The 24795-nt window shown below is 47.7% G+C and carries 16 protein-coding genes; 14 read left to right on the plus strand and 2 right to left on the minus strand.

Features of this window, described 5'->3' with window-relative positions; genetic code table 11:
• Nucleotides 1-195 precede the first annotated feature (195 nt).
• The 9 genes from CWB98_RS24000 to CWB98_RS16025 all read left to right on the plus strand — a co-directional run bounded on the left by CWB98_RS24000 (nt 196) and on the right by CWB98_RS16025 (nt 15444).
• On the plus strand, nt 196-366 hold the full coding sequence (locus CWB98_RS24000) for a hypothetical protein (protein WP_164488164.1): 171 nt from the start codon (nt 196-198) through the stop codon (nt 364-366).
• Nucleotides 367-551: 185 nt separating this feature from the next.
• On the plus strand, nt 552-1625 hold the full coding sequence (locus tag CWB98_RS15990) for a YjgN family protein (protein ID WP_138545770.1): 1074 nt from the start codon (nt 552-554) through the stop codon (nt 1623-1625).
• Nucleotides 1625-2641 carry a M48 family metallopeptidase gene (locus CWB98_RS15995; RefSeq protein ID WP_138545771.1) on the plus strand — a complete coding sequence of 339 codons (1017 nt, stop codon included), beginning with the start codon at nt 1625-1627 and terminating at the stop codon, nt 2639-2641. The genes CWB98_RS15990 and CWB98_RS15995 overlap by 1 nt, the downstream gene beginning before the upstream one ends.
• Before the next feature lie 302 nt (nt 2642-2943).
• The gene (locus CWB98_RS16000; RefSeq protein ID WP_138545772.1) at nt 2944-3831 is read left to right on the plus strand and encodes a hypothetical protein; all 888 of its coding nucleotides are present in this window, start codon (nt 2944-2946) and stop codon (nt 3829-3831) included.
• Nucleotides 3828-5666, plus strand: coding sequence for a GGDEF domain-containing protein (locus CWB98_RS16005; RefSeq protein ID WP_138545773.1), 1839 nt, complete (start codon nt 3828-3830; stop codon nt 5664-5666). Before CWB98_RS16000 ends, CWB98_RS16005 begins: the two co-directional genes overlap by 4 nt.
• 119 nt (nt 5667-5785) lie before the next feature.
• Nucleotides 5786-7912 (plus strand): two-component system response regulator, encoded by a 2127-nt coding sequence (locus tag CWB98_RS16010; protein WP_138545774.1) that lies wholly within the window; start codon nt 5786-5788, stop codon nt 7910-7912.
• A 211-nt stretch (nt 7913-8123) separates the two neighbouring features.
• Nucleotides 8124-11609 carry an ATP-binding protein gene (locus CWB98_RS16015; protein ID WP_138545775.1) on the plus strand — a complete coding sequence of 1162 codons (3486 nt, stop codon included), beginning with the start codon at nt 8124-8126 and terminating at the stop codon, nt 11607-11609.
• 68 nt (nt 11610-11677) lie between these two features.
• Nucleotides 11678-14407 (plus strand): CHASE domain-containing protein, encoded by a 2730-nt coding sequence (locus CWB98_RS16020; protein WP_249364695.1) that lies wholly within the window; start codon nt 11678-11680, stop codon nt 14405-14407.
• A gap of 104 nt (nt 14408-14511) precedes the next feature.
• On the plus strand, nt 14512-15444 hold the full coding sequence (locus tag CWB98_RS16025; protein WP_138545777.1) for a diguanylate cyclase: 933 nt from the start codon (nt 14512-14514) through the stop codon (nt 15442-15444).
• 101 nt (nt 15445-15545) lie between these two features.
• Here CWB98_RS16025 and CWB98_RS16030 read toward each other — a convergent pair whose 3' ends face one another.
• Nucleotides 15546-15983 carry a hypothetical protein gene (locus CWB98_RS16030; RefSeq protein ID WP_138545778.1) on the minus strand — a complete coding sequence of 146 codons (438 nt, stop codon included), beginning with the start codon at nt 15981-15983 and terminating at the stop codon, nt 15546-15548.
• Nucleotides 15984-16609: 626 nt separating this feature from the next.
• Here CWB98_RS16030 and hrpB point away from each other — a divergent pair.
• From hrpB to CWB98_RS16050, 4 genes are all read left to right on the plus strand, one after another.
• Entirely contained in the window at nt 16610-19045 is a 2436-nt protein-coding gene (hrpB, locus tag CWB98_RS16035) for an ATP-dependent helicase HrpB (protein ID WP_138545828.1), read from the plus strand.
• A 252-nt stretch (nt 19046-19297) separates the two neighbouring features.
• The gene (locus CWB98_RS16040) at nt 19298-20956 is read left to right on the plus strand and encodes a sensor domain-containing diguanylate cyclase (protein WP_171045679.1); all 1659 of its coding nucleotides are present in this window, start codon (nt 19298-19300) and stop codon (nt 20954-20956) included.
• Between the two features lie 496 nt (nt 20957-21452).
• Complete coding sequence (locus tag CWB98_RS16045) at nt 21453-22004, plus strand: hypothetical protein (protein WP_138545780.1); 552 nt, start codon at nt 21453-21455, stop codon at nt 22002-22004.
• A gap of 3 nt (nt 22005-22007) precedes the next feature.
• On the plus strand, nt 22008-22349 hold the full coding sequence (locus CWB98_RS16050) for a hypothetical protein (protein ID WP_138545781.1): 342 nt from the start codon (nt 22008-22010) through the stop codon (nt 22347-22349).
• Between the two features lie 54 nt (nt 22350-22403).
• Here CWB98_RS16050 and CWB98_RS16055 read toward each other — a convergent pair whose 3' ends face one another.
• The gene (locus CWB98_RS16055) at nt 22404-24116 is read right to left on the minus strand and encodes an alkaline phosphatase D family protein (RefSeq protein WP_138545782.1); all 1713 of its coding nucleotides are present in this window, start codon (nt 24114-24116) and stop codon (nt 22404-22406) included.
• A gap of 468 nt (nt 24117-24584) precedes the next feature.
• Between CWB98_RS16055 and CWB98_RS24005 the strand changes: the two genes are divergently transcribed.
• Nucleotides 24585-24737 carry a hypothetical protein gene (locus CWB98_RS24005; RefSeq protein WP_171045680.1) on the plus strand — a complete coding sequence of 51 codons (153 nt, stop codon included), beginning with the start codon at nt 24585-24587 and terminating at the stop codon, nt 24735-24737.
• Nucleotides 24738-24795: the final 58 nt, after the last annotated feature.

Below are 24795 nucleotides of genomic sequence, written 5' to 3' on the forward strand. Positions count from 1 at the left end.
ATCCGGGGACGTTGTGAATGCAGATATTAAGATCGCCAGTACCATTTCCTTTTAAGCGCGCTTCGGTTTGCAGACGCAAAAGTGTCGAAAAATTGATCGTGGATTTTTTCAGGTTTGGTATCAAACTGTCATAAAGCTCGTTTATTGTCTAAAGCGTTAGCCTTCAGGCTGCGCATTATAAAAGTGAGTTTTATTATGTCTTATACATACAACGGAACAGAGATCCGTGTTGAGCAACCAATTCGCTCAATTTCGGTGAACAAATCAAAAGTCGTTTTTGCTGATGGCACAGGCCGCAAACAAACGCAATTTTCAAGTGGCAGCGAAGCCCGTCACTTCCTGAACTGGTTGACACGTGCTTGCTAAGTAAAGCAAGCCCATCAACTCAGACACAGCGCCGAGGTAACTGACAAGTTACGTCGGCGTTTTGCTTTTATACGTTGCACTTGTTGCTTTTCTAATGTACTTTTCCGTAGTTTTCATGGGGACATTTCGCTATGAAGACGCCAATAGTGTGAAAACAAAAGAATAACGATATTAGGAAGCCAACAATGGACTCGACTTCTACCCCTGCCGCTGCCGAACCGGGCAGTCAACCTACACCATCCCAACTGCTATTTACCGGTAACGGCAAAGAGTATTTCGGTATATGGATCGTCAATATGCTACTGACCCTGGTGACACTGGGTATCTACTCAGCCTGGGCGACGGTACGGACTAAGCAATATTTTTATGGTCATACTCTGTTAGACGGGCACAGGTTTGACTATCTTGCAACACCAATTCAAATACTTAAAGGTCGTTTGCTCGCCGTGGGCCTGTTCGTTATCTACAGCATGATATCGAGTTATTTCCCGCTTGTGGGGGCGATGATGGCATTTGCACTGGCACTGTTGGTGCCCTGGATGATCAATCAGGGTCTGAAATTCAGTATGCGCATGACCCGTTATCGCAATATTCGCTTTGCCTTTAGAGGTAACTATGGCGAGGCGATGGTGAACTTTGTGGTGCTACCATTTGTCAGTATTTTTACCTTGTACCTGTTGATGCCTTGGGTGCTCAAGCGCATTGACGCTTATATTCACAGTAATATTCGCTACGGTGATAAACCGGTGAGCGTGCAATTACAGGGCAAAGAATACTATGCCGCCGCATTGCTGGTGATATTACTGGGCATACTGACGATGATGTTGCTGGGTCTCGCACTAAGTCTGGTAGCCGATATCAACATTAACCCCGGTGAACTGGGAGCAGGTAACTTTGGCGTGTTCCTGATTGTGCCTCTGTACTTGTTTGTAATTTCTGCACTGCAAGGTATTTATCAGGCGCTGATCCGCAATCATATTCTGAATAATGCGCAAATTGATGAGGTTGCAGAATTTAAATCAACTCTGGCACCGCTGCGTTATGCCCTGATCCTGGCAACCAACGCCGCTGCGATTGTACTGACCGCAGGCCTTGCATTCCCCTGGGCAAAAGTGCGTAAGGTCAGGGCACTGGCTGAGGCAACTCAGGTGGTGTTACTACCAGGTGCAGACCATGTGCTGGATAGTGCTCAGCAGGCTGACTCTTCCTTTGCTGAAGAAGCTGCCAATGTGTTTGACGTTGATATCTCGTTGACCTGATGATCCGGGGATACTTTTATCAGCCAAACAGCAGCCGGGTGCAAGAAGCCATTGCCCGGCTCAATGACAGCCATATCGCCGTTTACACGGACGATGAGTGTGTGTGCGAAAGTTCGGTTGAGACGCTTCAGGTTTCGGCGCACATACCTGGGCAGGCCAGCGAGCTGACCTTCACAGACGGGGCACGTTTTGTGCCGCTGGACGTGGCACATCGCTGGCCTTTTCAGTCAAATAAGCGTTCGCTACTGGCTAAGCTCGAATCCAATCTTGCCCTGATCGTGTGTGCCTTGGTAGCAACGCCTGCGTTACTGTATGCCTTGCTCTTTAAGGTGGTTCCCGGGATTGCGGTGACCGCTGTGCAGACTATGCCAGATGCGGTCGTGGAGCAAATGGGCCAGCAATCAATGGTGCTCATTGAGCGTACCGTATTGTCGCCCTCGGCTCTCTCTGAGAAAGAGCAGGCGGCCATTGAGCGACTATGGCTGGACACGGTTGCTCAGCTTGACTTGTCTGCACAGAAATACCGTATTGATGTCTATCACTCTGAACATTTTGGCGCGAATGCCTTCGCGCTGCCACATGGGCAGGTCGTGGTGACCGATGAGCTGGCAACACTACTGGCCGACAACCCTGATGCGCTCAGAGCTATTCTGTTACACGAGATTGGCCACGTAGAGCGTATGCACAGTGTGCGCCTTGCTTCTCAGGCGGCGGTGGCCAGTATTGCCATTGCCATGCTGGTGGGTGACCTGGATATAGTTGCTGAGGTGGTACTGGGTTCGGGCAGTGCCTTGCTTGATTTACAGTTCTCAAAGAAGATGGAGTGGGAAGCTGATAACTATGCGCTGGCGCAGCTGCATCGTCTGGGTTATAGCGGTGAGCATTTTGCTCAGGCACTGGAGTCACTTGCCAAACTTGGCGAGACCCATGAGCAAAACTGGTTGAAGTACCTTTCTACACACCCCAGTTTGCAGGAGCGTATTGAATATGCCAGAAGTTATACTGCATCTCCTTGATAATAGTAGATAAACCGGTATTTGGTATTGTTGTACGTCTGTTTGCTCATCGATACCAATATTTCTAAGGGGCCTCAGTGAGGCCTTTTTCTTTTTTGGTTAGCAAGCCCACAGGTTTTCTACAGCAAAACTATCAGGCTCTTTCAATCATTTTTAACCCCTTCTTATTGTTCCAAAAATCGTGATTTATAATTTGCTTTTACTTCATTGTGCTTATTTTTTGTTATTTTCAGGTTAACTTCTGTTCGCTCCTTCCTGTATACTAGAGGATGCTGTGATTGATCTGTGTGCTGGGGAGGCAAATGAAGTTTTTGGTGTTGTTATTGCTTGTTGTGTCGCAATGTGCCAAAGCCCACAACCCTTTGATTGTTGATATCATCAGCAGCGAGAATTTTTCTCAGCGTTATCAGGCATTTTTACAGGGCCGTTCGGTGCTTGATGTTACTGACTTTCGGCCAACCACGCAGGGCTCTCATATTGAAATCATCGAAATGGTGCTGTTGCAGCAAGCTTTGTTCCTGGGTGGCGAAACCCGGGAGGTGATATTCAATCCTAAACCCTCAGTCAATATCCTCGAATTCACAGACATGATAGCCGGAGAAAGCTTGATCCTGGCGCGCACCGTCTGGCATGAAGATGTGATTAATTATCGTGGTTCTGTGTACGTGAGTGATCCGGTCGTCAAATTCGGAGAGTACGAAGCCGGTATATATGTAGCAAAGCGCAATCAGGCGCTGCATCAGACCACACAAGATGGGCTTGAGCAACTAACACTGGTTGCCAACCCTCGCTGGCGGGTAGACTGGCACGCCCTGACGAACAGCAAGATGAACCTGGTGAGCTTTATTGGCCCATGGGAAAGTATGCTCAACATGGTAGAAACCGACATCGTTGATGGCATGCTGGTAAATTTTAGTGTGAGTGAATCTCTACAGTTGGTATTTGAAGGGCGAGACTATGTGCCCATAGAGGGGGTAAAAATGGTATTGCCCGACTCACGTCACTTTATTGTCAGCAAACGTCATCCCGAAGGCGCTCAGATATTTGCTGCATTAAACCGCGGCCTCAAGGAACTCAGACGTCGTGGGGTGATCCGCAAAGCACTGACGGAGTCAGGGTTTATTAACCGCAAGGTACAAGACTGGAGTGTCATTAATCGGGCTATGTTGCCGCAGGAGTCTCAACCATGATTCGCTTGGGTCTCCTGACAGGTTGGCTGCTATGTATTGTGTTAAGCGTGTGTACTGCGGCAACTGAGCTGGCGTCACCCAGAGTACTTGAAACGTCGCTGGCTAAATTAAGTGCTACTGTTAAAAGCGATTTTGACCTCTCGCTATTACCTGAGTTAAGGGCGTTGCGACGCGATGCACAGGCGATTGACGCGCTGGAAATTGTCGCTCAAACCTTGTTGCTGGAAGGTCAGATCCGTCAACAGTATGGTGACTATCAGCAGAGCTTGATATTGCACAACGATGCATTACAACTCGCTATTAAACGAAAAGATTTGGCTTTGATGGCACAAAGCCGGCTAGCCATTGCCAAGTTAGAAATGGATCTTGAGCGTTATAACTATGCACAGCGCTCTTTGGATGACGTACATCAATTGATCTCCCAGTTGAACAATCATGCTCAGACCATGCCCTATGTCGCTCAGTTGCTGTTGTTAGAGCACAGGTTATGGCAAGGCTACTTATATGTGCTGCTGGGGAGCTATCATCAGGCAGTGGCTGCGCTGCACACCGATAACCTGGTGGTCACTGGGGCACCAGAGCTGGTCGATAAACTGTATTTGGTAAGAGCCTGGGCATTACTCAAACTTGGCCGCTTCCAGCAGGCACAACCTATACTCAACCGGGTTGCACAAAGCGATACACTCATTCGCAATCAAAGAATGAAGATCCGTTTCAAGCTATTGCAGTCCATGGCCTGGCTGCAATCAGGCGATTTTCAGCAAACGCTGGAAACGGCCATGCCAGCATTAAAAGCAACCTTTGCAACACGGTTTTTGGAAGAGCAGGCTGACTTGCAGTTTGTATTATCCAATGCCTATGTACAGCTGGGTGATTATCAGCAGGCCCACCTATATCTGAAACGCTACGCACTGACCAAGGATGCGCTTAACTTTCAAAAACGTAATAACAAGCTGCTACAACTGGAATCGCAGTACGCACTGGCCACACAAAAGCAGCAACTGAACTTACTGGAAAAAGACAATGCCTTGCAGGCGCAAGAAATCTTTCGTCACCAGCAAATTCTTGAAAACACCCGCCTGGCGCAGCAGCGCGGCGCATTATTGTTGATCCTGGCATTGGCATTATTAGGGTTCTTATACTGGCGATGGCAGAATAAGCGTAACCTGTCGTTACTTGAAGAGCAGGTAAAGCAAAGAACAGCTGAGCTGGACGAGCGAAATCGCCAGTTGCAAGCACTGAGTTACTCCGACAGTCTGACCGGTTTGCATAACCGTCATTATTTCTTTAGTGAGGCTGATAAACTCCTGACACAAGCCCGCAATGCATCACAGAGCACGATTTTTTGTCTGATAGACATCGACCACTTTAAACTGATCAATGACGGTTATGGTCATGCAACGGGCGATCTGGTGTTACAGCAGTTTGCTGAAGTCGTTACAAAGGAGCTGAGAGAGCAGGATGAGCTGGTTCGCTGGGGAGGAGAGGAGTTTTTATTGGTGATGCCTCAGACCGATATGTTAACCGCGCAACAGATGGTTGAGCGGCTTCACAATGCAGTGGCACAATTTTCGTTTTGTCAGGATAGTCAGCCGCTTAACTGCACCTGCTCGATTGGCTTTGCCGCTTTTCCCTTACGGTTGGCTGAGACACAGAGCTGCAGCTGGGAGCAGGTGTTGGAGTTGGCGGATAATTGCTTGTACCGGGCTAAGCACGGTGGCCGCAATGCCTGGGTTGGTCTGAGCTTGCCTGCCCAGCCACTAGGTATGACGTTGCAGCAATTGCAACAAAATTTGGACGCATTTACCGTATGCAGCACAAAACTCGCCGGGTAAGCCTTTTTAGTTAATAGGGTGATAAAGAATAAAATATTGCGATAGTTGAAGGCTGGGGGTTTTAAACTGGCGAGCTTGTTCTATGCTCTGTAGATAAGGGAAATATAGATGACTAGCTTGTGATACTTAATTTGCCGGACAACTCCAGAATACTGATTGTTGATGATGACCCCAGCAGCATTCTGATTGTCAAAAAAGCCGTGAGTGATTTAGGTGAGGTGTTTTCAACTTCTGAAGCCAGTTATGCGGTGACGTTGATAAAAGAAATAAAGCCACATGTGATCTTGCTTGATATCGACATGGGTAAGTATAACGGTGTAGATATTTGCCGTATGCTCAAAAGCGACCCGGACACTGCCCACTATATCATTATTTTTATTACCGCTAGCCGCGACCCTGAGATCGAGTTTAAGTCGCTGACGGAAGGGGGCGCCGATTATATCCCCAAGCCTATAGACTTAAAAATCTGCCGGATGCGGGTCTATAACCAGCTGGCTATGCTGGCCTATCAGCAAAATCTGGAGCGCACTTCGCAAGCGCTTTATCAGGAAAAGCAACGCCTGAAAGTGACACTCAATTCTATTGGCGATGCTGTAATAGCGACAGACACACAGGCTTTGATCACCTACATGAACCCCATTGCCGAGCGCCTTAGCGGGTACGCCTCAAGCTATGCTGTAGGAAAGCACATTGAGGAAATTCTCGATTTGCGTGATGCTTCGTCACAAAGCCGCTCGTTTAACCCCGCCGTGATGGCGCTGGAAGAAAAACGCAATGTGGCGATGGCACTGAACTGTCAGCTGCACAGCCGGGAAGGGCAAATTTACAGAGTTGAAGACTCTGCTGCGCCTATCCGCGATGAAGATAATATCATCATCGGGGCCATCATAGTGTTCCATGATGTCAGCGAGTCGGTTGCCATGGCGGTTAAAATGAACTTTCTGGCCAATAACGACCAGCTGACCGGATTACCTAATCGTATTTTGCTGCATGATAGGTTGCAGCATGCCATTGCCTGTTCCAAAGCCTCCGACACTTACACTGCGCTGTTACTCATTGATCTTGACCATTTTAAATACATTAACGACGCGCTGGGCCACTTTCTGGGCGATGAATTAATCAAGAAAGTGGCAAAACGGCTGGAGTCGGTGATTGACCCAAACGCAACGCTGGCACGAGTTGGTGGGGATGAATTTGTGCTGGTTTTAGAAGAAGTGCGCTCCGTCAATTATGTGGCTGTGGTCGCCAGCAACCTGATTGCCAGCTTTAAAGAGCCTTTTATGCTGGAACAAAAGGAATATCAGATTTCGGTCAGTATTGGCGTGAGTATGACGGAGCTGGATGCGAATGAGGAAGAGGTCATGATGCGCCATGCCGATGTGGCTATGTACCGAGCAAAAAATCAGGGGCGAAATACAGTATGCTTTTTTTCTCAAGAGCTTGAAGCAGAACTGATGAAACGCCATGAGCTGGAGCAGCAATTACGTGATGCCCTGGAAAAAGATACCTTAATCGTGCTATTTCAGCCTCAGGTAGAGATAGCCTCGGGGAAAATTTGCGGTTTTGAGGCGTTGGTAAGATTGAAAGATGGCCGTGGCAGTTTGATTTCACCGCAGGAGTTTATCCCGCTCGCTGAGGAGATAGCTCTGATTGATACTTTGGGTCATCAGGTGCTACAAAAAAGCTGTGAGTTTGCCAGCCAGTTGATGGCACTGAGCGGAGATCTTAAAGTGAGTGTTAATGTCTCTGCGCAGCAGGTCCGTGATGAACAATTTATTGAGCATGTTGTTCAGTGCCTGGAGTCAAGTCAGGTGCAGAGCAGGATGCTGGAACTGGAGGTCACCGAAAGTGCCTTGGTTGATGATTTTGAGCAGACGCGAAGGACGTTGTTGGCGCTGTCAAACATGGGGGTCAGCATTGCCATAGACGATTTTGGCACGGGCTATTCCAGTTTATCTTACCTGAAGGCCTTTCCGCTTGATGTGCTCAAGATAGACCGGGCATTTATTATGGATATGAACACTGACGAACAGAGCCTTGGCATTGTACAGACCATTGTTTTGCTCGCCCAGGCATTAGGCCTGAAGTTGGTCGCTGAGGGAGTCGAAACGCACTCTCAGTTGTCTGAACTAAGCAGCCTGAACTGTGATGTGGCACAGGGATATCTTTATGCCCGACCACTTGGCAGTCAGGCGGCCTTTGAGTTTGCTGAGCATAATTTGGCTGCGGGTGCCAAGCCGGGATGAGACTGGGTAAGACTACACAAGGTTCAGCTAAAAGTGAAAAGTCTTTGCGGGAGCCATGTAAAGTGCGTGTCATAGACTATAGTTTGAGTATAGCAGCTGTTTTTAAAGTTATTTTTTCGGTCAACGGCCTTTCTGTGCAGGGTTATGGCCGAGCTGACATCGGTAAAAAACCATTAAAAAACACCCTGTATACAGGGGTAAAGGTCATATTATGATAAGGATCCTGTCGGCAAAACAAGGTAAGCAAACGCGTTGGTTTGCAGGCGTGCTCAGCCTGTTATTGCTTCTGTTGATTGCACTGGCTGTGTTTTTCTTTGAACGTAAGCTGCAACGCGAAGTACAGTTTGAAGTAGAAAGCCAGCTCAAGCTAAATACGGCGCACATCGCAGAGCAATTTGAGCGGCGCTACCGGGCTGATTTAAGCTACCTGCACTTTTTGAAAGATACCCCGCCTTTTCCGGGCATAGCCCGCGCATTAAAAAACAATGGCGTTGATCCACAGGACAATCAGCCCATTGAATTATGGAAAACGCGCATTGCCACTATTTTTAGATCTCTCATTCATAACAACTCCGAGTTATTGCAGCTGAGGATCATTATGCCGGATGGACGGGAGTTTGTTCGGGTTGATCGGCGGCGTGGCAAGGTTGAGCGGATCCCCGAGGCCAAACTGCAGGATAAATCGAATAAAGATTATGTTCATGAAACCCTGGACCTGTCCGAAGAAATGCACTTTGCGTCGCGTATTTCACTGAATTTTGAAAACAACAAAGTGCAGCGTCCGTTTACCCCTGTGCTGCGCATCGCCATGCCTTTGTTCGATGCAGATAACGATCTGTTTGGTTTATTGGTGCTTAATTCCAGTGCCCGACAGCTGATTGAATTACTCAATGATGACACCGCAGAGTATTATCTGACCGATCATCAGGGGCACTATATTTATGGCCCTGAGCCGGTGTTTCATTACACTCGGGATCTGGCTAGTCCACGCCTGTTTGATGACGACTTCAGGTTACACAGCACGGCAAAAGGGCGGGTTGACGGTGCGGCAAAGCATGGCTCTGTGGGAATGCAGGTTGCTATACAGCGCGAGTTAAACAGCGGTTATCAGGGGCCTGGGCACGAAATGTTTATTACCGCCATTGCCTTGCCGCAGCAGGCAGCCGCGCTGTTAAATGAGCGGCGCTTGTCAAGCTATATGCTTCTGGCTGTTGTCACTTTAGTGCTACTGTTATTTATGGGTGGCATTGTACTTTTCTATCGTAATCGTGAGCAGTATCAGGAAGATAAGGCGGTGTATGAGTCTATTATTGACGGGGCTGATGAGCCTATTATCAGTTTTGATACTCAGTTGAATGTTCAGACCTACAACAGCGCGTCTTTGCTGATTTTCCCCAGCCTGGCAGCCAGCGAGCGGCAGCACAAAATTACCGACTTGATTGAGTTGCCCATGGATCGTTTGCAGGACGCAGTGTCTTTCTTCAAAAATGAAGGTGGCACAAAAGATACTGACTGGTACGAAAGCTACACGCTACAAGACCAAATCCGGCATGTAAATTTTACCGTTTCACCCGTACGTGGGCCAGACAACCAACTGGTTGGGATCACTTTATTTGGTCGTGACACAACCAAAGAGAAGCTTAGCGAGCAGCAAGTTAAAAGTGCCAACGAAAGTTTGGAGCGTTTGGTACAAGCGCGCACGGCAGAACTGGAAGCAGAAAAAGCCAAGGCGGTGAAAGCTTCTGCGGTTAAAAGTGCCTTTATCTCTACCATCAGCCACGAAATGCGCACACCACTGAATGGTATTTTGGGCACGCTGAACCTCATTCGTCGCGAACCGCTCTCCAAAAAACAACTCTCTTATTTGGAAATGACCGAAACCAGCTCGTCGACTCTGGCCTCTTTGATTAACGATATTCTCGATTTATCAAAAATTGAGGCCGGTAAGTTGGAGCTCGAACAGGAGCCACTCAATCCTATTTCAGTGGTAGAGCATGTTGTCACTTCCATTTCGCTAAAAGCTTATGAGAAGCAACTCAGCCTGGTGGTGGATGTAACAGACATTGACTTTGTTGAGTTGGCAGGAGATGCCGGGCGAATTAAGCAAGTCGTCTTTAACCTGGTGAGCAATGCCATTAAATTTACCAGCAAGGGGTGTGTTTGCGTACGTGCTCAGACGACGCAGGAAGAGGGCAAAGTATTCCTCAGGGTGACCGTGGAAGACACTGGGGTTGGGATAGATAAACAAAACCACCATAAAATTTTCTCTGCTTTTACTCAGGAAGACAGTGGTGTCAGTGCGGAGTTTGGCGGCACCGGGCTGGGTCTGTCGATTTGCAAAAACCTCTGTGAATTAATGGGTGGAGAAATTGGCTTTGAGTCGCAGAAAAATGTCGGCAGCAAGTTTTATTTTACTCTGCCGTTTGCGTTGGATACAGCCAAGCCTAAGCCCCATGAAAATACGCTGGATGGCCGGCGCTTCGAGCTGTATGTGGAAGATGCCCGCGAGCACAGTTATCTTTCACATGTGATAGGTAAATATGGCGGTACTGTGGTGGAGCGCGATGGAGAGTTTGTGGTGCTTGATCATGACCACCCCCATATGCAGAATATGGTCGATACCCCCATGTATGAGAGAACCATCGTGTTGTACAGCGAGTTTACTCATCAGAATGTTACACAGGGGTATCTGGCTAAACTGGTTAAACCTATCCGTTTGGGGGCTTTTCTGTCGGTCTTTGATCAAGATGCGATTGCCAAGATGCTGAAAAATCAGCATCAGGTTATGGTACCCAGCATACAATGTACTGAGCAGAACGACCTGGGTGGTGCAACGGTGATGATTGTAGATGATAATCAGATCAATCGGGAAGTCGCCCGGGGGATCCTGCAGGGGATCCATGCCCATGTTGTGACCTGCCAATCGGGTCACGAGGCGTTGAGCGAACTATTAAACGCCGAAAAAAACAACCAGCCTGTATTTGCTGTTTTAATGGACTGCAATATGCCAACTATGGATGGCTATCAAGCAACGCGCTTAATTCGGGAAGGAAAAGGGGGCGAATCTTTCCGTCATATCCCGGTTATTGCGATGACGGCCAATGCGATGTCGGGAGAGCGCGAACGATGTCTGGCTGCGGGCATGGATGACTACGTGACTAAGCCCATACAGCCCAAGTTGTTGTTTGATGTCTTGTCAAAGTTTAAGTCCTACCAACAACCAGCAATGCAGAATTCAACGCACCAGAGCGCCGCGACGCTTTCACATGGCCCTTCAGAACAGAATGTGCCAGTTCAGGAGACAGAGCACCCGCCTGAACTGTCGGGTAAAGTGCTTGAGGTGGATGGTACCATTGCACGTTTGCAAGGCGACTCTGAGCTGTATCTGCAAATTTGTATGCTGTTTTATAATAAAGCCCCCCAGAAATTATTATCTCTGAAGGAACACAGCAAAAAACAAGATCATGCTCAGGTTAAGCAGATCAGCCATGCCTTGCGCGGACAAAGCGCCGACATAGGAGCACAGCGGCTGACCCAGTTACTGGCCAAGCTGGAAGAAGGCGCCAGCCATGAAAATGGGGCCGAATACGATACGCTGGTCGACCGCATTGAAGCTCAGTATCTGGTCCTGGAGCAGGTGTTGCAAGAAGACGTGTTTAATGTGTCATCTGCGTCAAAACAAAGCAATGAAAGTTAGCGACTCGGTAAAAAGAACAAAGTGCCTGGCACTTTAAAGCAATGGCAGGGCGGATTAAGGCGAGTAATGTGACAAACCACCAGGATGCACCACAACAGAACAACAGGCCACTGTGGCAGCTGCTTTGGCCTTTACTGCTCGTCATGGGGTTGGGTATCTTGGGTGGCTGGTATAGCCACCAGTCTCATCTGCAAGGTATTGATACGCGAATAAAGGAGGCAGTAACAACTGACCTGACACGACTTTCTCAGGCTGTGCAAGAGCGGATGGCATTGTATCGATATGGCCTGGCAGGCTTGCGTGGTGCCATACAGACAGCAGGGGTAGAGTATTTTGATTATGAACGCATGCAGCGTTATTCCGATAGTCGGTATCATGAACGAGAGTTTCCCGGCGCCCGGGGATTTGGCTTTATCCGGTTTGTGTCTTTTGAAAATAAAGCGGCGTTTGTACAGGATGCGAGACAGCAGCGCCCTGATAAACAATTTGATATCAAGCAGCTGACTCCGCACAAACAAAGCTTGTATGTGATCCAGTTCATTGAACCTGAATCGCGCAATAAACAGGCTGTAGGGCTGGATATTGGTTCTGAAACAATGCGCCGGGTTGCGGCAACTGAGGCCGCCAGGCGCGCCGAAGTGATGCTGACGGCACCCATCACCCTGGTACAAGCCAATCAGAAAGTTCAGCACGGCTTCTTGATTTTGATGCCGGTTTATACCCAAAGCGATGCACCAGATACCCCGGCAGAGCGCATGTTACAACTTGCGGGCTGGAGTTACAGCCCAATATTAATTGATGAAGTGCTGGGCTCATTAACCGGGATTAAACGCAATCTGGTAGTTAAGATCAAAGATATAGACCGCCAGGCCAGTACTTTGTTTTTTAGTCGTGGCGAAGCACAGACACAGCTGAGCCAATATCGGGGACATAGTGTCATCCAGTTATACGGTCGTATCTGGCGGCTCGAGCTTAGCCCTACGGCCGATTACATTCAGGGACTTGGGTTACCCAGCCCATACCGGGCATTGCGCGAAGCGGTCATGATCACTCTGGCATTGATGCTGGTGGTATTTTGTGTGCAATTATTGGTCTTGCGAGCACATCAATCTAAAGCACATCAACTGGACTTGTCGGAAACCCGTGAAAGAGCGTTATCTGAAGCCAATGCCGTATTGGAGCAGAAAGTTCAGGCCCGAACCGCTGAAATAGAACAAGTGGGTGCACTACAGCGCAGTATTTTAGACAGTGCGACCTATTCGGTGGTGGCAACCGATGTGGATGGGATCATTACAGTGTTTAACCCCGCGGCCGAGAAACTGCTGGGCTATAAAGCTGAGGAAATGATTGGCAAGCTCACGCCCGCGGTGTTTCATCTGGAACTGGAAGTAGCTCAACGTGCCGAAGATTTATCTCAAGAGCTGGGATATCCTGTGGCGCCGGGCTTTGAAGCCTTTGTAGCGAAAGCGCGCCTTGGTAAAAATGACATCAACAACTGGACCTATGTTAAAAAGAGCGCGCAACTCACCCCCGTGCGCCTGAGCGTATCACGGTTACAGGATAATCAAGGTCAGCTGGTGGGATTTCTGGGGGTGGCGTATGACCTGACGGAACAACTGGAGCATGAACAGGCCCTGGCAGAAGCCAAACAAGTGGCAGAGCAGGCGACCCGGGCTAAGTCTGAATTTTTGGCCAATATGAGCCATGAGATCCGCACACCCATGAATGGTTTGTATGGCACCTTACAGCTACTGAATGAAGAACCCCTGTCCAGCAGAGCAAAGGAATATCTGGAAAAGGCGACTTATTCAGCCAAAGCTTTGATCACTATTATCAATGATATTCTGGATTTCTCAAAGATTGAGGCTGGCAAGCTGACGCTGGAGGTCCGGCCGTTTAACCTGAGTGAGTTGATCAGCCATATTCAGGCAGATTTGCAAGCGGTGGCCTCTCAGAAAGGGATCTACCTGTCTGTGACGGGCTGCTTTGAGCACACGAATTGGGAGGGAGATGCTGTCAGGATCCGGCAAATACTACTTAATCTGCTTTCTAATGCCATTAAGTTTACTCAACGCGGTGGTGTAGACCTCGAGATTGAAGAAGTAAAAGGTGAGCCTGGCGTGGTATTTACCGTGCGCGATACCGGTGTGGGTATTGGCAAAGAAGCGCTGGAGCGCTTGTTTCAACGTTTTGAGCAGGCCGACAAATCAACCACCCGAAAATTCGGTGGCACGGGTCTGGGTTTATCTATTACTCACTCTCTGGTTGAGTTGATGTCAGGCAGCATTGATGTGCAGAGTATGGAAAACGTGGGCAGCGTATTTACGGTATTTTTACCGTTGGAGAAAAGTGTCAATACACAGGTGCGTTTTTCAGAGGAGCTGGTGGCACTTCCCGAGCTGTCTGGTGTTCGGATTTTGGTGGCTGAGGACAACGAAATTAACCAGCTGGTGATCCGTGCTTTGCTGGATAAAAGTAACGCGGATGTGGTGTTGGCAGCAAACGGACAGGAAGCGGTCATTCAGGTAGAACGTCAGTGCCCTGATTTTGTTCTGATGGATATTCAGATGCCAGTGATGGATGGGCTTGAAGCTTGTAAGTTAATAAAACAGCAACATCCGACATTGCCAGTGATAGCCCTGACTGCTAATGTGTTAACCGAAGACAGACAAAAATATCAGCATGCAGGTTTTGATGGTTACATTGCTAAGCCCATTGAGCAAACAGTACTCTGGCAAGTGATTACTGAATGTGCTTTGCAGCCAGATAACGCGCTGGGCCGGTTGAAATCTGTATAATAGGCTATGATTGTAGTGTTATCCTCGTTAATTAACTCAGGCTGTTTAACCTGTCCTAGTGTTGGTGAGAATGGCAGAATCCGGGGTAAACGGGATGGAATTCGATGTTTGAAATTGTACACAGTATCGAAAGTTGTACGGTATTGGTGGTCGACGATTCAAAGTTGGTCCGTAAACTGATCAGCAGAATACTCAAGTCAGTTTGTCGCACAGTCAGCTTTGAAAGTGCAGAAACAGCGTTAAAAGTGTGTCATAAGATTAAGCCAGACTTAATTGTTATGGACATCAATTTAGAGGGCATGTCGGGACTTGAAGCATGCAAAGCACTCAAATCACAACCAGAACTTGCCGATATTCCACTGCTTTTTATCACCTCAAGCCAGGAGCCAAAAGTACAGGAAAAATGCTGGGATGCAGGCGCTGTAGATTTCATTGAAAAACCTCTGGTTGCCAGTACGCTAGTCAAACGTATTACAACCCACCTAAAGTACAAAGTGCAGGCCGACATACTGACCAACCAGTCTTTTGTCGATGGTCTGACCGAGCTGTATAACCGTCGTTTTTTTGATATCGAAATCGATCGGCTGTTAAAGGATAGTTTGCGACGCCGAGTGCCCTTGACCTTGTTGCTCATTGATATCGACTTCTTTAAGAAATTTAATGACAGTCTGGGTCACCTGGAAGGGGATCAAGCACTGAAAAGCGTGACCAGGCAAGTATCTGAGTGTGCTCGACGCCCTGTAGATCTGGTATGTCGCTATGGGGGGGAGGAAATTGCGGTCCTGTTACCAGACACGTCAATACACAGTGCGCAGCAGTTTGCATCCGAGATAGTACACAGTATAGCTGACCTGGGGATTGCTCATCCGTCTTCTCCTCATAATGTTGTGACTGTAAGTGTGGGCTTGTCTTGTACAGGAAGTACCAAAGCTGCTACGCCCGCTGAACTGATTGAGCAAGCAGATAGCGCGCTTTATAACGCAAAAGAGTCTGGCCGTAACCAATATCAGGCATGTACAGCGGTATCGTCTTCATAAGGCTGCTCCGTTTTACTATTTCATCCAATTACTATACATGGAGTTTCCAGTGCAGCTCTGTCCGGCTTGAGTTATTGGTAAACTTGAGGGCTTAACAGTCGTCAGTAATATCTCGACAATAGTCTGTTACACAGTGACCGTGCTGCCTCATCCGGTTTGGGGCCGAATAGTTCAAAAAATGACATGTTTCTGCGTCGTATGTATCCGATACAGGCCAGTGCGAGGCATAGCCAAATAAGTTGATTTTGCCAGGCATTCAGAACCCATTGCCCCTGCCAGGCATAACCGACATGATTAAATGGATAAAAATACTGGATTGGCCATTGATACCCATCAGGTCCTCGTGAGCCGGTTAGATCGGTGAGCAGATGTAAATGGATTGCGACAAATGACATCAGCCATACACACATTTTTTGGGTTCGAGCCAGTAAACTTGCACAAGTTGCAATACTCAGCGCAAAAAGCAGGTTATGGCCTAAAACATGATGCCACTGGTGATAGTATCTCGTTGTGCCCGTCAGCCAGCAGGCCAATGCCATCTGTATCAGGGGACAAGCCCGCTAAAGTGATAAGTATCCGTTCTCGTTTCGTTGAGACGGTACTGGCACCGCATAGCCAGCTCATCATCAGGTGCCCACTGGGTGTCATGTATTCCTCTGGTGATTGTGTTTGTCTATTTCGTAGCGCGGCGTCGGATTAAGATTACGCAGTATGTTACATGGCAGGGATAATCCCATGCAAACAAATAGCTGTCCACTTTTCCAGACCAACGCTGAGCTTTGCAGAGGGTTTCCCTGATTAAAGCTACAGAAACTTTGTGGTTTGAGATAATACAAAACCTGAGGGGCCTGCACGACGACTTGCTTGAATAAATCACTTTTTCAAATGGGGTAGTAAAATACCAATTTCGCTTAATACCTGTTCAATTTGACGGAGCAAATATGACGCTAACTGTGTTATAAACTTCTCATTTAGAACCTTTTCCTAAGGTATAAGTTCGCAAATTTTTGCCTCGCCTACATGGATGTAGGTGCTTCAGCGATAGCAGGGCGCGGGAGCGGTGTTATCGACCCTGTTTTCTCACCTCAAAATAGAACACTTGATTAAGCAAATTGGTATAAACTAGCCCCTCAGCAAATTAGACAAAGCAATAAAAATGAGTACAGTGCTACCAATCCAGGCCGTTTATGATCAACTGCTATCGCAACTCACTACGCAACCCCGAGTCCTGTTACAAGCGCCACCTGGTGCGGGTAAGTCGACCTGGTTGCCGTTACAATTGATGCTGGGTGGACACTTTAAACGTATCATTATGCTGGAACCCAGGCGACTGGCTGCACGTAATATTGCCCGTTTTCTGGCTGCGCAACTGAATGAGGCTGTCGGTGAGCGCGTAGGTCTCAGGATCCGTCAGGAAGTTAAAGTGTCCGCACGTACCCAGCTTGAAATTGTGACCGAAGGGACATTGACGCGTTTACTTCAGGCTGACCCAGAGCTGGAAGGGGTTGATTTACTCATCTTCGATGAATTTCACGAGCGCTCTTTGGCAGCAGATACAGCATTGGCATTTGCACTGGAATCGCAACAGGCTTTACGTGATGACCTGCATGTACTGGTTATGTCGGCCACCCTGGATAGTGCACGGTATCAACAATTTCTGGATTGCCCTGCTGTGCGCTCCGACGGACGCAGTTTCCCGGTCGATGAGATCTACATTCCACTTAAAGATGAAAGCCGCTGGTTAGAGCACATTCCGTCCATAGTTCGCCAAGCTTTGAATGAACAAACCGGAAGTGTGCTGGTATTCTTACCCGGGCAAAAAGAAATTCGATATGTATCCGATGCACTTCAGGACACGATTGCCGCTGATTCACACCTGTTGTTAGCAACATTATCCGGCGAGCAGGATAAGCAGACTCAACAGGCTGCCATTGCACCTGCACCTACGGGAATGCGTAAGGTGGTACTGACCACCAATGTAGCCGAAACTTCATTGACGATAGAGGGTATCCGTGTTGTCGTGGACAGTGGCAAGCGGCGGGCAGCTCATTACAACCTTCGCACAGGCGTAAGTGAGCTGGTTACCCAGTCTATTTCCCGCAGCTCTGCGGTACAGCGGGCTGGGCGGGCTGGGCGTATTGAAGCCGGAGTCGTTTATCGGCTGGGTAGTAAGGCGTTGTTTGAGCGTCGAGATGCCCATGATCGTCCGGATATTTTATGCAGTGATCTGAGTGGCCTGATGCTTGAGGCCAAAGTGTGGGGCAGTGAAATTCACACACTGGCGTTACTGGATATACCCACAGATGCACAACTTGCGAAGGCGAGTGAGCTATTGTGCGCTCTGGAATTGATAGATAGGCGTGGACGGGTTACGCCATTGGGTAAACAGGTCCAATCGCTGGGCGCGGACCCTCGCTTTGGCCACATGTTACTAAAATCACAAGCATTGGAAGCTGAATATCCAGGTATTTTGCAGCTTGGCTGCTATTTTGTTGCACTGTTAGAGAGTCGGGTATCGGCTCCAGCTGAACTCAGTGTTGCGCTGCAGCAGCAAGCTACTCGCCCGCATCCCGCTTTTCGTCAGCAACTGCTATTTTGGTTGCGTCGAGCAGGGTTAACGCAAACATCTGGTGAACTGGCGGTAGAGCATTTACCGCTGGTGGTCGCACTGGCCTTTCCGGACCGCCTTGCGAAACGTCGTGGGCAGGGATGGGTGCTGGCTAATGGTGCTGGAGTGAGTGCGCACAAGGAATATTGGCAGGATGCAGACTATCTGGCAATTGCCGATTTAGGTGGACAGAAAGGTCAGCAAATATTTAGCGCTACAGCTTTCGAGCCCAAACATCTACACAATGCACTACCATATCTGTTTAGTGAACGTGATGTCTGTGAATTCGAACAAAAATCTGGGCAATTTGTTCATGAACAACGACTACATCTGGGACATTGGGTTTATACCGCGAAGCCTGCGCCGGGACCGATAGACACTCAGTTGCGTACAGAAGCCTGGCTCAGCTTGGTTCGCCAGCAAGGTTTTTCGATATTTAAAGACTATGCAGATTGTGAAGACTTACTGACCAGGATGGCGTTAGCACAAGCGTTATATCCTCAGGAGTTTCAGATGATTGATGAAGCAGGTTTGCTGGCAAAGGTGGATATCTGGCTAGCTCCCTACCTGAATGATGTAAAGCAACTGCCACAGTTAAAAAAGCTTGATTTACATACTGCCTTGTTAAGCAACCTGGAGTGGGCGCAGCAGCAGCGTCTTAATGCACTATTACCGCAGCGGATCATTGTTCCAAGCGGGTCGAATATACGTATTCACTATCAGCTTGATGGCCCGGCCCGTTTATCCGTGCGGATGCAGGAAGTGTATGGGATGAGTCACAGTCCGGTATTATGTGAGGGGCGCTTGCCAGTACTTATGGAACTCCTTTCCCCGGCGCAGCGCCCACTGCAACTGACTCAGGATCTGGCGCATTTTTGGCAATCTGGTTACCGGGAAGTACAAAAAGAAATGAAAGGGCGCTATCCCAAGCACTATTGGCCAGATGATCCGGCAACCGCTCAGGCAACGAACCGAGTAAAGAGCCGCATGTGATTACAAGCGACAAGCTGGTGGGTTTACCGTCAGTAGTCGCTTTCATTCATCACGGACTGGACGTAAGTGCGACGCTTGTGTCATAGGTGAGAGTCATTTTTTTGGGTTGGCGCTGGGCGTTCTTCCCGTAGCCATATATGGTATTACGTCAGCTTATGAAGGTTGAGTTACAGCGTGTATTGTTGTGATTCTCGCAATGTTTTCGGTATGTGCTATTCTGAACAGATCAATCACGCAGTGTTTCGGACGCATGTGAAGTTAAAACACCTGCTTATCGCAACCTTTATCGTAGTGACGGCATTACCCCTGTTTATCGGGCTGTACTCTCTCAACAGCTACACGGGCGTGCAGTATCGGGAGCAGGTTAAGTCTAATCTCAGTGCGATTTCACAAATTGCTAAACTACGGATCCTTGCTGGCGTAGAGCGAGCGAACGACAATGTGGCACAAATAGCCAGCAGAACGCAGCTGCGCCGATCGTTGGCGTTGTGGAATAATACGCAGGAAACTCAGCACCAAGCGCAAATCACCCGGATCATCAATGATGCCGCCATAGATAGTGCTTATCTTAAAAGCATAGGTGTGTTTGATAGTCAGGGGAAGTTTGTTGCTGCGACCAATGGGTTCGAACAGCTCGATAGTCTGGTTGCTGCACAATTTGAAGATCGTCCTATACGGTTGGAACAGCATAATGGACAGGTGCAGTTGAGCCGGGTAGCCCCGTTGCTGTTGGACGGACGACTTGCAGGCTATGTTAAGGTGGACTTTTCCACCCAATTTCTTAATCAACTGGTCAGGGATAAAACCGGCCTGGGTCAAACGGGAGAATGGCTCATTGCAATGCAGAACAGCAATGGCGATGCCTTGTTTGCTACGCCCCTAAAGTACGATCCGAAAGCAGCCTTCACGCGCACGGTTCCCTTTACCAAGGGCGAAGTGCCCATTATACAAGCCTTGTCTGGCAATGAACTTGTTCTGGAGCAGTCTCCTGATTATCGCGGCGTACCTGTACTCGCGTCAACCCGTTATATAGAACAGCTAGGTTGGGGGTTGGTGGCCAAAATGGATGAAAGTGAAGTGAATGCCATGGTGTACGCTAATCGGTCGGTTATTTATGCCGCTGAGCTGGGCATTGTCCTGTTGGCTGTGACCGTCGGGATAGGGTTGTCAATTTACATTTCTCAGCCCATCGAACACCTCAAATCTTATATCGAAAAAGTAACCCATGAGGGGGAGCTGAGTGACCCCCCGAGAGCTACTCGTGGCTGGCAGGAGGTTCGAGAGCTGACGGCTCATTTTAGCTATATGATGCGTACTCTCAGGACGTTGAATGATAACTTGCAGGATAAAATTGATGAACGCACAGCGGAGCTTACAAAGGCAAATGCTTTGCTGGAAAAGACCGCGAACCAGGATCCCTTAACGAGCTTGTTTAACCGGCGATTTTTTACACTGCGCTTCGAGCAGGAGCTGGACCGTTCATCCCGTTACGGCTGTTTGTTTGCGCTGGTTTTACTCGATATTGATTATTTTAAGCAGATCAATGACCAATGGGGTCATGATGTGGGTGATGACGTGCTCAAAGAAGTTGCGCGGTTTTTACTGGCGTCCAGTCGTAGTTCGGATTTGGTGGCGCGTATTGGTGGTGAGGAGTTCTGTATTTTGATCCCCGAATGCGAGCAGGATAAAGTACTGGTTTATCTGGAACGCCTGCGTTGTGATCTGACTGAGTTAAGCTTTACTGCAAAAGATACATTATTCACAATTTCTGCCAGTTTTGGTGTGGCGTTTTATCAACCGGGTATGGACAGTGGTAAAGTACTGTTAAAACAAGCCGATGAAGCGCTTTACGAGGCTAAGCACGGAGGTCGAAACCGAGTGTGTATTTACCAGGGACAGCTTCCAGCTTGACTGATAACTTGCGTTCGCTGATTGGGTCATGACAGTTAACACGTTTTAGAATAATTTTATAAACGCTTGTTATTCCAGCCTTTGATTGCAATTGAGCGCGATATATTTTATAACAACGCCTTTCATATTAATATTTTCATGGTAATCAAGACTGGATGCATCTGTCAAACAAGTTTGAATATCACTTTTGTTTATTTAGTGTTAATGGAAAGTTGAGTTGTTGATTGATCTTGTTTAGCATAGCACAGCAAGTGGCTAAGACAGTTTTATCCAAAAAAGTAAGGAAGAGCCCATGAAAGCTACTACGAAACAAGTCGGTCTCCGTTTAAGTGTGAAATCAAAAAAGTTAAAACAATTAAATGGAATTAGTCTGTCACACAAGCAACTTGCCGAGGTATATGGGGGCACCACGTCTGATGGTGAGCAGCCTATAAAAATGCAGTTACGAACCTTGTATTCGCAGCACTGCTAGTGTAAAGACTAAAAAGGACTAACCATGAGTGAGTTTTATGTAGTAACGGGCTGGACGTTACGTTTTTTGCAGTTGATGGTCGTCATATATTTGCTCTACTATTTTAAGCAATACAGATTTAGTTTGCTATTTGGTGGCAAGTCAAACCTTAAAACGCTGGCTGATCATAAACTTCATTCATGCTTTTTAACTGCTCTGACGCTCCTTGTTTTCCAGACAACCAGTCGCACACTTGCCTCCTATATTATGGGCCTCGATATTGCTCTGCAAATCAAGATTCAAATATATCACTTTGCGTTGGTATGTTGTGGAGCGTCCTATGCTGTGGCTCTATACATACTGCATTTATTGCGAGGCAGTATGTTTTCCCAGGCAGCAAGGTATAGTCTTTACCTCACATTCGTCCTGGTGATTCTGAATGCCCTTCAACTGTTGTTGAGGGGGTTCCTTGAAAGTAACCTGATCTATTCCTTGTATGGGCCTGTTACTGTATGCACGAATATTGTGCTTTGGTTAGTTGTTGCTAAATATCCGTTTTACAGGTTTATGGAAACCCGTATCCGTCAGGAGGCGTAGTTTATGTTTTTACTGGTACTGACTGTATTGGTACTCCTGTTAATGATCGGTCTTATGATTGGTGCTTGCATCCAGGGTATGCAGCTCCACAGGCCAGAGCAAAAGGTGCAGAATTTTTTTATGCGCTTTCGTGCTGAAGAGGACACCAAACAAGAGCTATACGATACTGCTTATCGAATAGTGATGGACTTGGGAGAGGCGCTGGATGAGCAAGATATTATTGCTCAATGTGATGCGGTGCGTAATGCCCACGACAGAGCGCGAGTTTTCAGAGCCAGAGCGACAAACCAACCTATACCCGAGCCTACCCAGACTCAGGAACAGGGTCTCAAGGTGGTCAGATAGTCTCGTTGAAAAGCTGACCTAATCAGTTAGGCCAGCGTTTTGTTATCGGGACAACTAAAAAGAAATAACGGTCGATACGGCTTCTTCTTCAGCCGTTTCTATCGACAATTTAATGGTTCGTTTTTGCCAGTCTATATCGAGCATACCGTAGTTGCTGCCAGACTTGTTAATTAGATGACGGTTACTGGTCGTCAGATCCGCAATGTCTTTGCTGACCACACCGACTTGTCCGGTTGGAATTGCCGCACCACTGGGCGCACAGTTACCCCATTCACCCTTGATACCATTGCCATTCTCATCCACCTCGGTGTAGCACCAGGGCTTATCGTGGTCCCGGGTAATACAACCTTGATAGGTCACTGCAGCGTATTTGGCTGGAAACTTACATTGTTTAGTGTAGTTGCCATCTCCCTTGGTATCAGCGTATACCGGTAGGCGCAGTGGGTTTTCTATATGATATGGCCAGTTTTGACCAAACCCGGAAGCTGTTACCTCATAGACTCTGGCCATTTTGCCGTGCTCCGCGCTGGCAGGAATATCTTTTTGTAGGAGTTCACCCCAATGCTGGTCGCCGGATAAGAAAATCACAGCGTTAGTTTTGCCTGCGTTGATTGATTTTTGTACCAGCCTTAACAGGCGTTCACGCTCCAGTGGAACTTCTGCCCAGGATTCATAACTGGTGCCAGACATCTCTGATTCTTGCAGATTACTCAGTGCCTGCTCAAATTGTTTGCCATCACCATATGCACAGTAACTGCTACGACTGCGACCCTGGTACAAAGGAGGAAGGACTTGGATCCCACTGGCAATAAGCTTAATTTCAGAGGGTTTGTTGAGCTCTTGTTCCAGCCACTGCCACTGTTGTTCGCCAAGTATTGTCGTGGCATCGCCTTCACAGGCGCCATAATTAGAAAAAGTTGGAGAGCGGAAGTATCGTGCATCCAGCGTGATGACATGGGTTTGTTCGCCTTTTTGTCCCAGCATTTTGGCTTCATAAATACCGGCCTGGCCATTTAGTCTGGGGTCATCTGCTGGCGCATCAAAGTGTCTTAAGTATTCAAGCTGGCTTTGGGCACGTTTAGGGTAGTGTTTGCCGTCATTATTGCGGCCAAAGTCGTGGTCATCCCAGGTCGCCATTACCGGGATCTCGGCTGCCAGAAACTTTTGATATTCAAGGTTGCGCTTCTTATCATCATATTTCTGTCGCATGGTGCTCATATCTGTGGTGTCGGCATAGATATTGTCGCCCAGCCAGAAGAATAAATCTGGTTTGTGCCCTATCAGGCGTGCTAATGCTTCAGGCATATCGCCCTGTGTTTTAAAGCAAGAGCCAAGCGCAACCCGGTCAAGGCGTTTATTCGGCTGAGGGTGGGTATGACTCATGAGAGGTTCAGGTTCTTCGGGGGCACATTCCTCCCAACTACCTTGTTCATCAACATAGCACCAGGGAGCACTATGATTGCGCGTTGTACAGCCATAGAATTGCTCTCCCTGATAACTGGAGGGGAGGTTGCAGCTTTTTCCTGTGACTGTGGTAAACGTTGGAATGGTCTCAACCCGGACATTACCCCAGCTGGATCCATCAATGGCTTGTTTCAGGTAACACCATTGGCTGCCTGAGTTATTTTTGTCTGTGGTGCCCTGATAGCTGGCTCCCAGATAGCTAAAGGTACTCTGACACTGGTCGTAATGCACTTCCGGTGCACCAAGTGAGTGAAAACTGCTAAACGCAGCGCTGATGCTAAGTAATAAGCGTATTTTTTTCATTATTTTACCTGGTATTAACGTAAGCAGAGCGACACGTTTGTGATCGCACTTTCTGTTTGTATGTCCTTTGTTAATTCCACCCAGATTGTCTTTGCAAGTTGCAGAGTATTAGTACACGGGAAGCTCTCTTCCTGCTGAGAGAGGCGCCATTTTAGAGACAAGATGTGAAAAAATGCTTTCAACTTTATGTCAAAATCATGTTGTGATGCTCTGTGTATCCCATTGTTGTATTTTTTGATGGCTATGGTGCGGATGTTTAATTAATGCTTTATGTGTAATGGTGCAATAACTAATGTGGCCTTATTTTTTGTTTTTATTCTGTTTCAAAGGTTTATTCTTTGTTTATAGCTACTTTTTATGAATATTTTCATTGCTAAATTTATTTTTGTTGGGTAATTTATTTCTACTGACTAAGTATTGCTATCCATTGCTTTTTCAGTTTTTTATTACTAAATAAGGATGATTTAAATGAAACTTAAACTAAACAAAAAGAACCTTGCGACCCTGTCCAGTAATGTCAAACCATTTGCGAAAGAGTTAACTCCTCAGGTTGCTGGCGGCGCACCAGTTAAGCCCTGCACGGGCTGTGTAAGCGGGTGTGGTATTATCCCAGATATGTAATTGTTCAGGATTTTACTAAACGGGCGTTAAAACATGTTTTATACAGCCCGTTTTTAAT

The organism is Pseudoalteromonas rubra, from assembly GCF_005887115.1.
GTDB lineage: Bacteria > Pseudomonadota > Gammaproteobacteria > Enterobacterales > Alteromonadaceae > Pseudoalteromonas > Pseudoalteromonas rubra_F.

Excerpts from the sequence above, each read along its gene's own strand:
- CWB98_RS24000 (WP_164488164.1), top strand. The coding sequence starts at position 196 with ATGTCTTATACATACAACGGAACAGAGATCCGTGTTGAGCAACCAATT.
- CWB98_RS15990 (WP_138545770.1), top strand. The coding sequence starts at position 552 with ATGGACTCGACTTCTACCCCTGCCGCTGCCGAACCGGGCAGTCAACCT.
- CWB98_RS15995 (WP_138545771.1), top strand. The coding sequence starts at position 1,625 with ATGATCCGGGGATACTTTTATCAGCCAAACAGCAGCCGGGTGCAAGAA.
- CWB98_RS16000 (WP_138545772.1), top strand. The coding sequence starts at position 2,944 with ATGAAGTTTTTGGTGTTGTTATTGCTTGTTGTGTCGCAATGTGCCAAA.
- CWB98_RS16005 (WP_138545773.1), top strand. The coding sequence starts at position 3,828 with ATGATTCGCTTGGGTCTCCTGACAGGTTGGCTGCTATGTATTGTGTTA.
- CWB98_RS16015 (WP_138545775.1), top strand. The coding sequence starts at position 8,124 with ATGATAAGGATCCTGTCGGCAAAACAAGGTAAGCAAACGCGTTGGTTT.
- CWB98_RS16025 (WP_138545777.1), top strand. The coding sequence starts at position 14,512 with ATGTTTGAAATTGTACACAGTATCGAAAGTTGTACGGTATTGGTGGTC.
- CWB98_RS16030 (WP_138545778.1), bottom strand. The coding sequence starts at position 15,983 with ATGGCATTGGCCTGCTGGCTGACGGGCACAACGAGATACTATCACCAG.
- CWB98_RS16045 (WP_138545780.1), top strand. The coding sequence starts at position 21,453 with ATGAGTGAGTTTTATGTAGTAACGGGCTGGACGTTACGTTTTTTGCAG.
- CWB98_RS16050 (WP_138545781.1), top strand. The coding sequence starts at position 22,008 with ATGTTTTTACTGGTACTGACTGTATTGGTACTCCTGTTAATGATCGGT.
- CWB98_RS16055 (WP_138545782.1), bottom strand. The coding sequence starts at position 24,116 with ATGAAAAAAATACGCTTATTACTTAGCATCAGCGCTGCGTTTAGCAGT.
- CWB98_RS24005 (WP_171045680.1), top strand. The coding sequence starts at position 24,585 with ATGAAACTTAAACTAAACAAAAAGAACCTTGCGACCCTGTCCAGTAAT.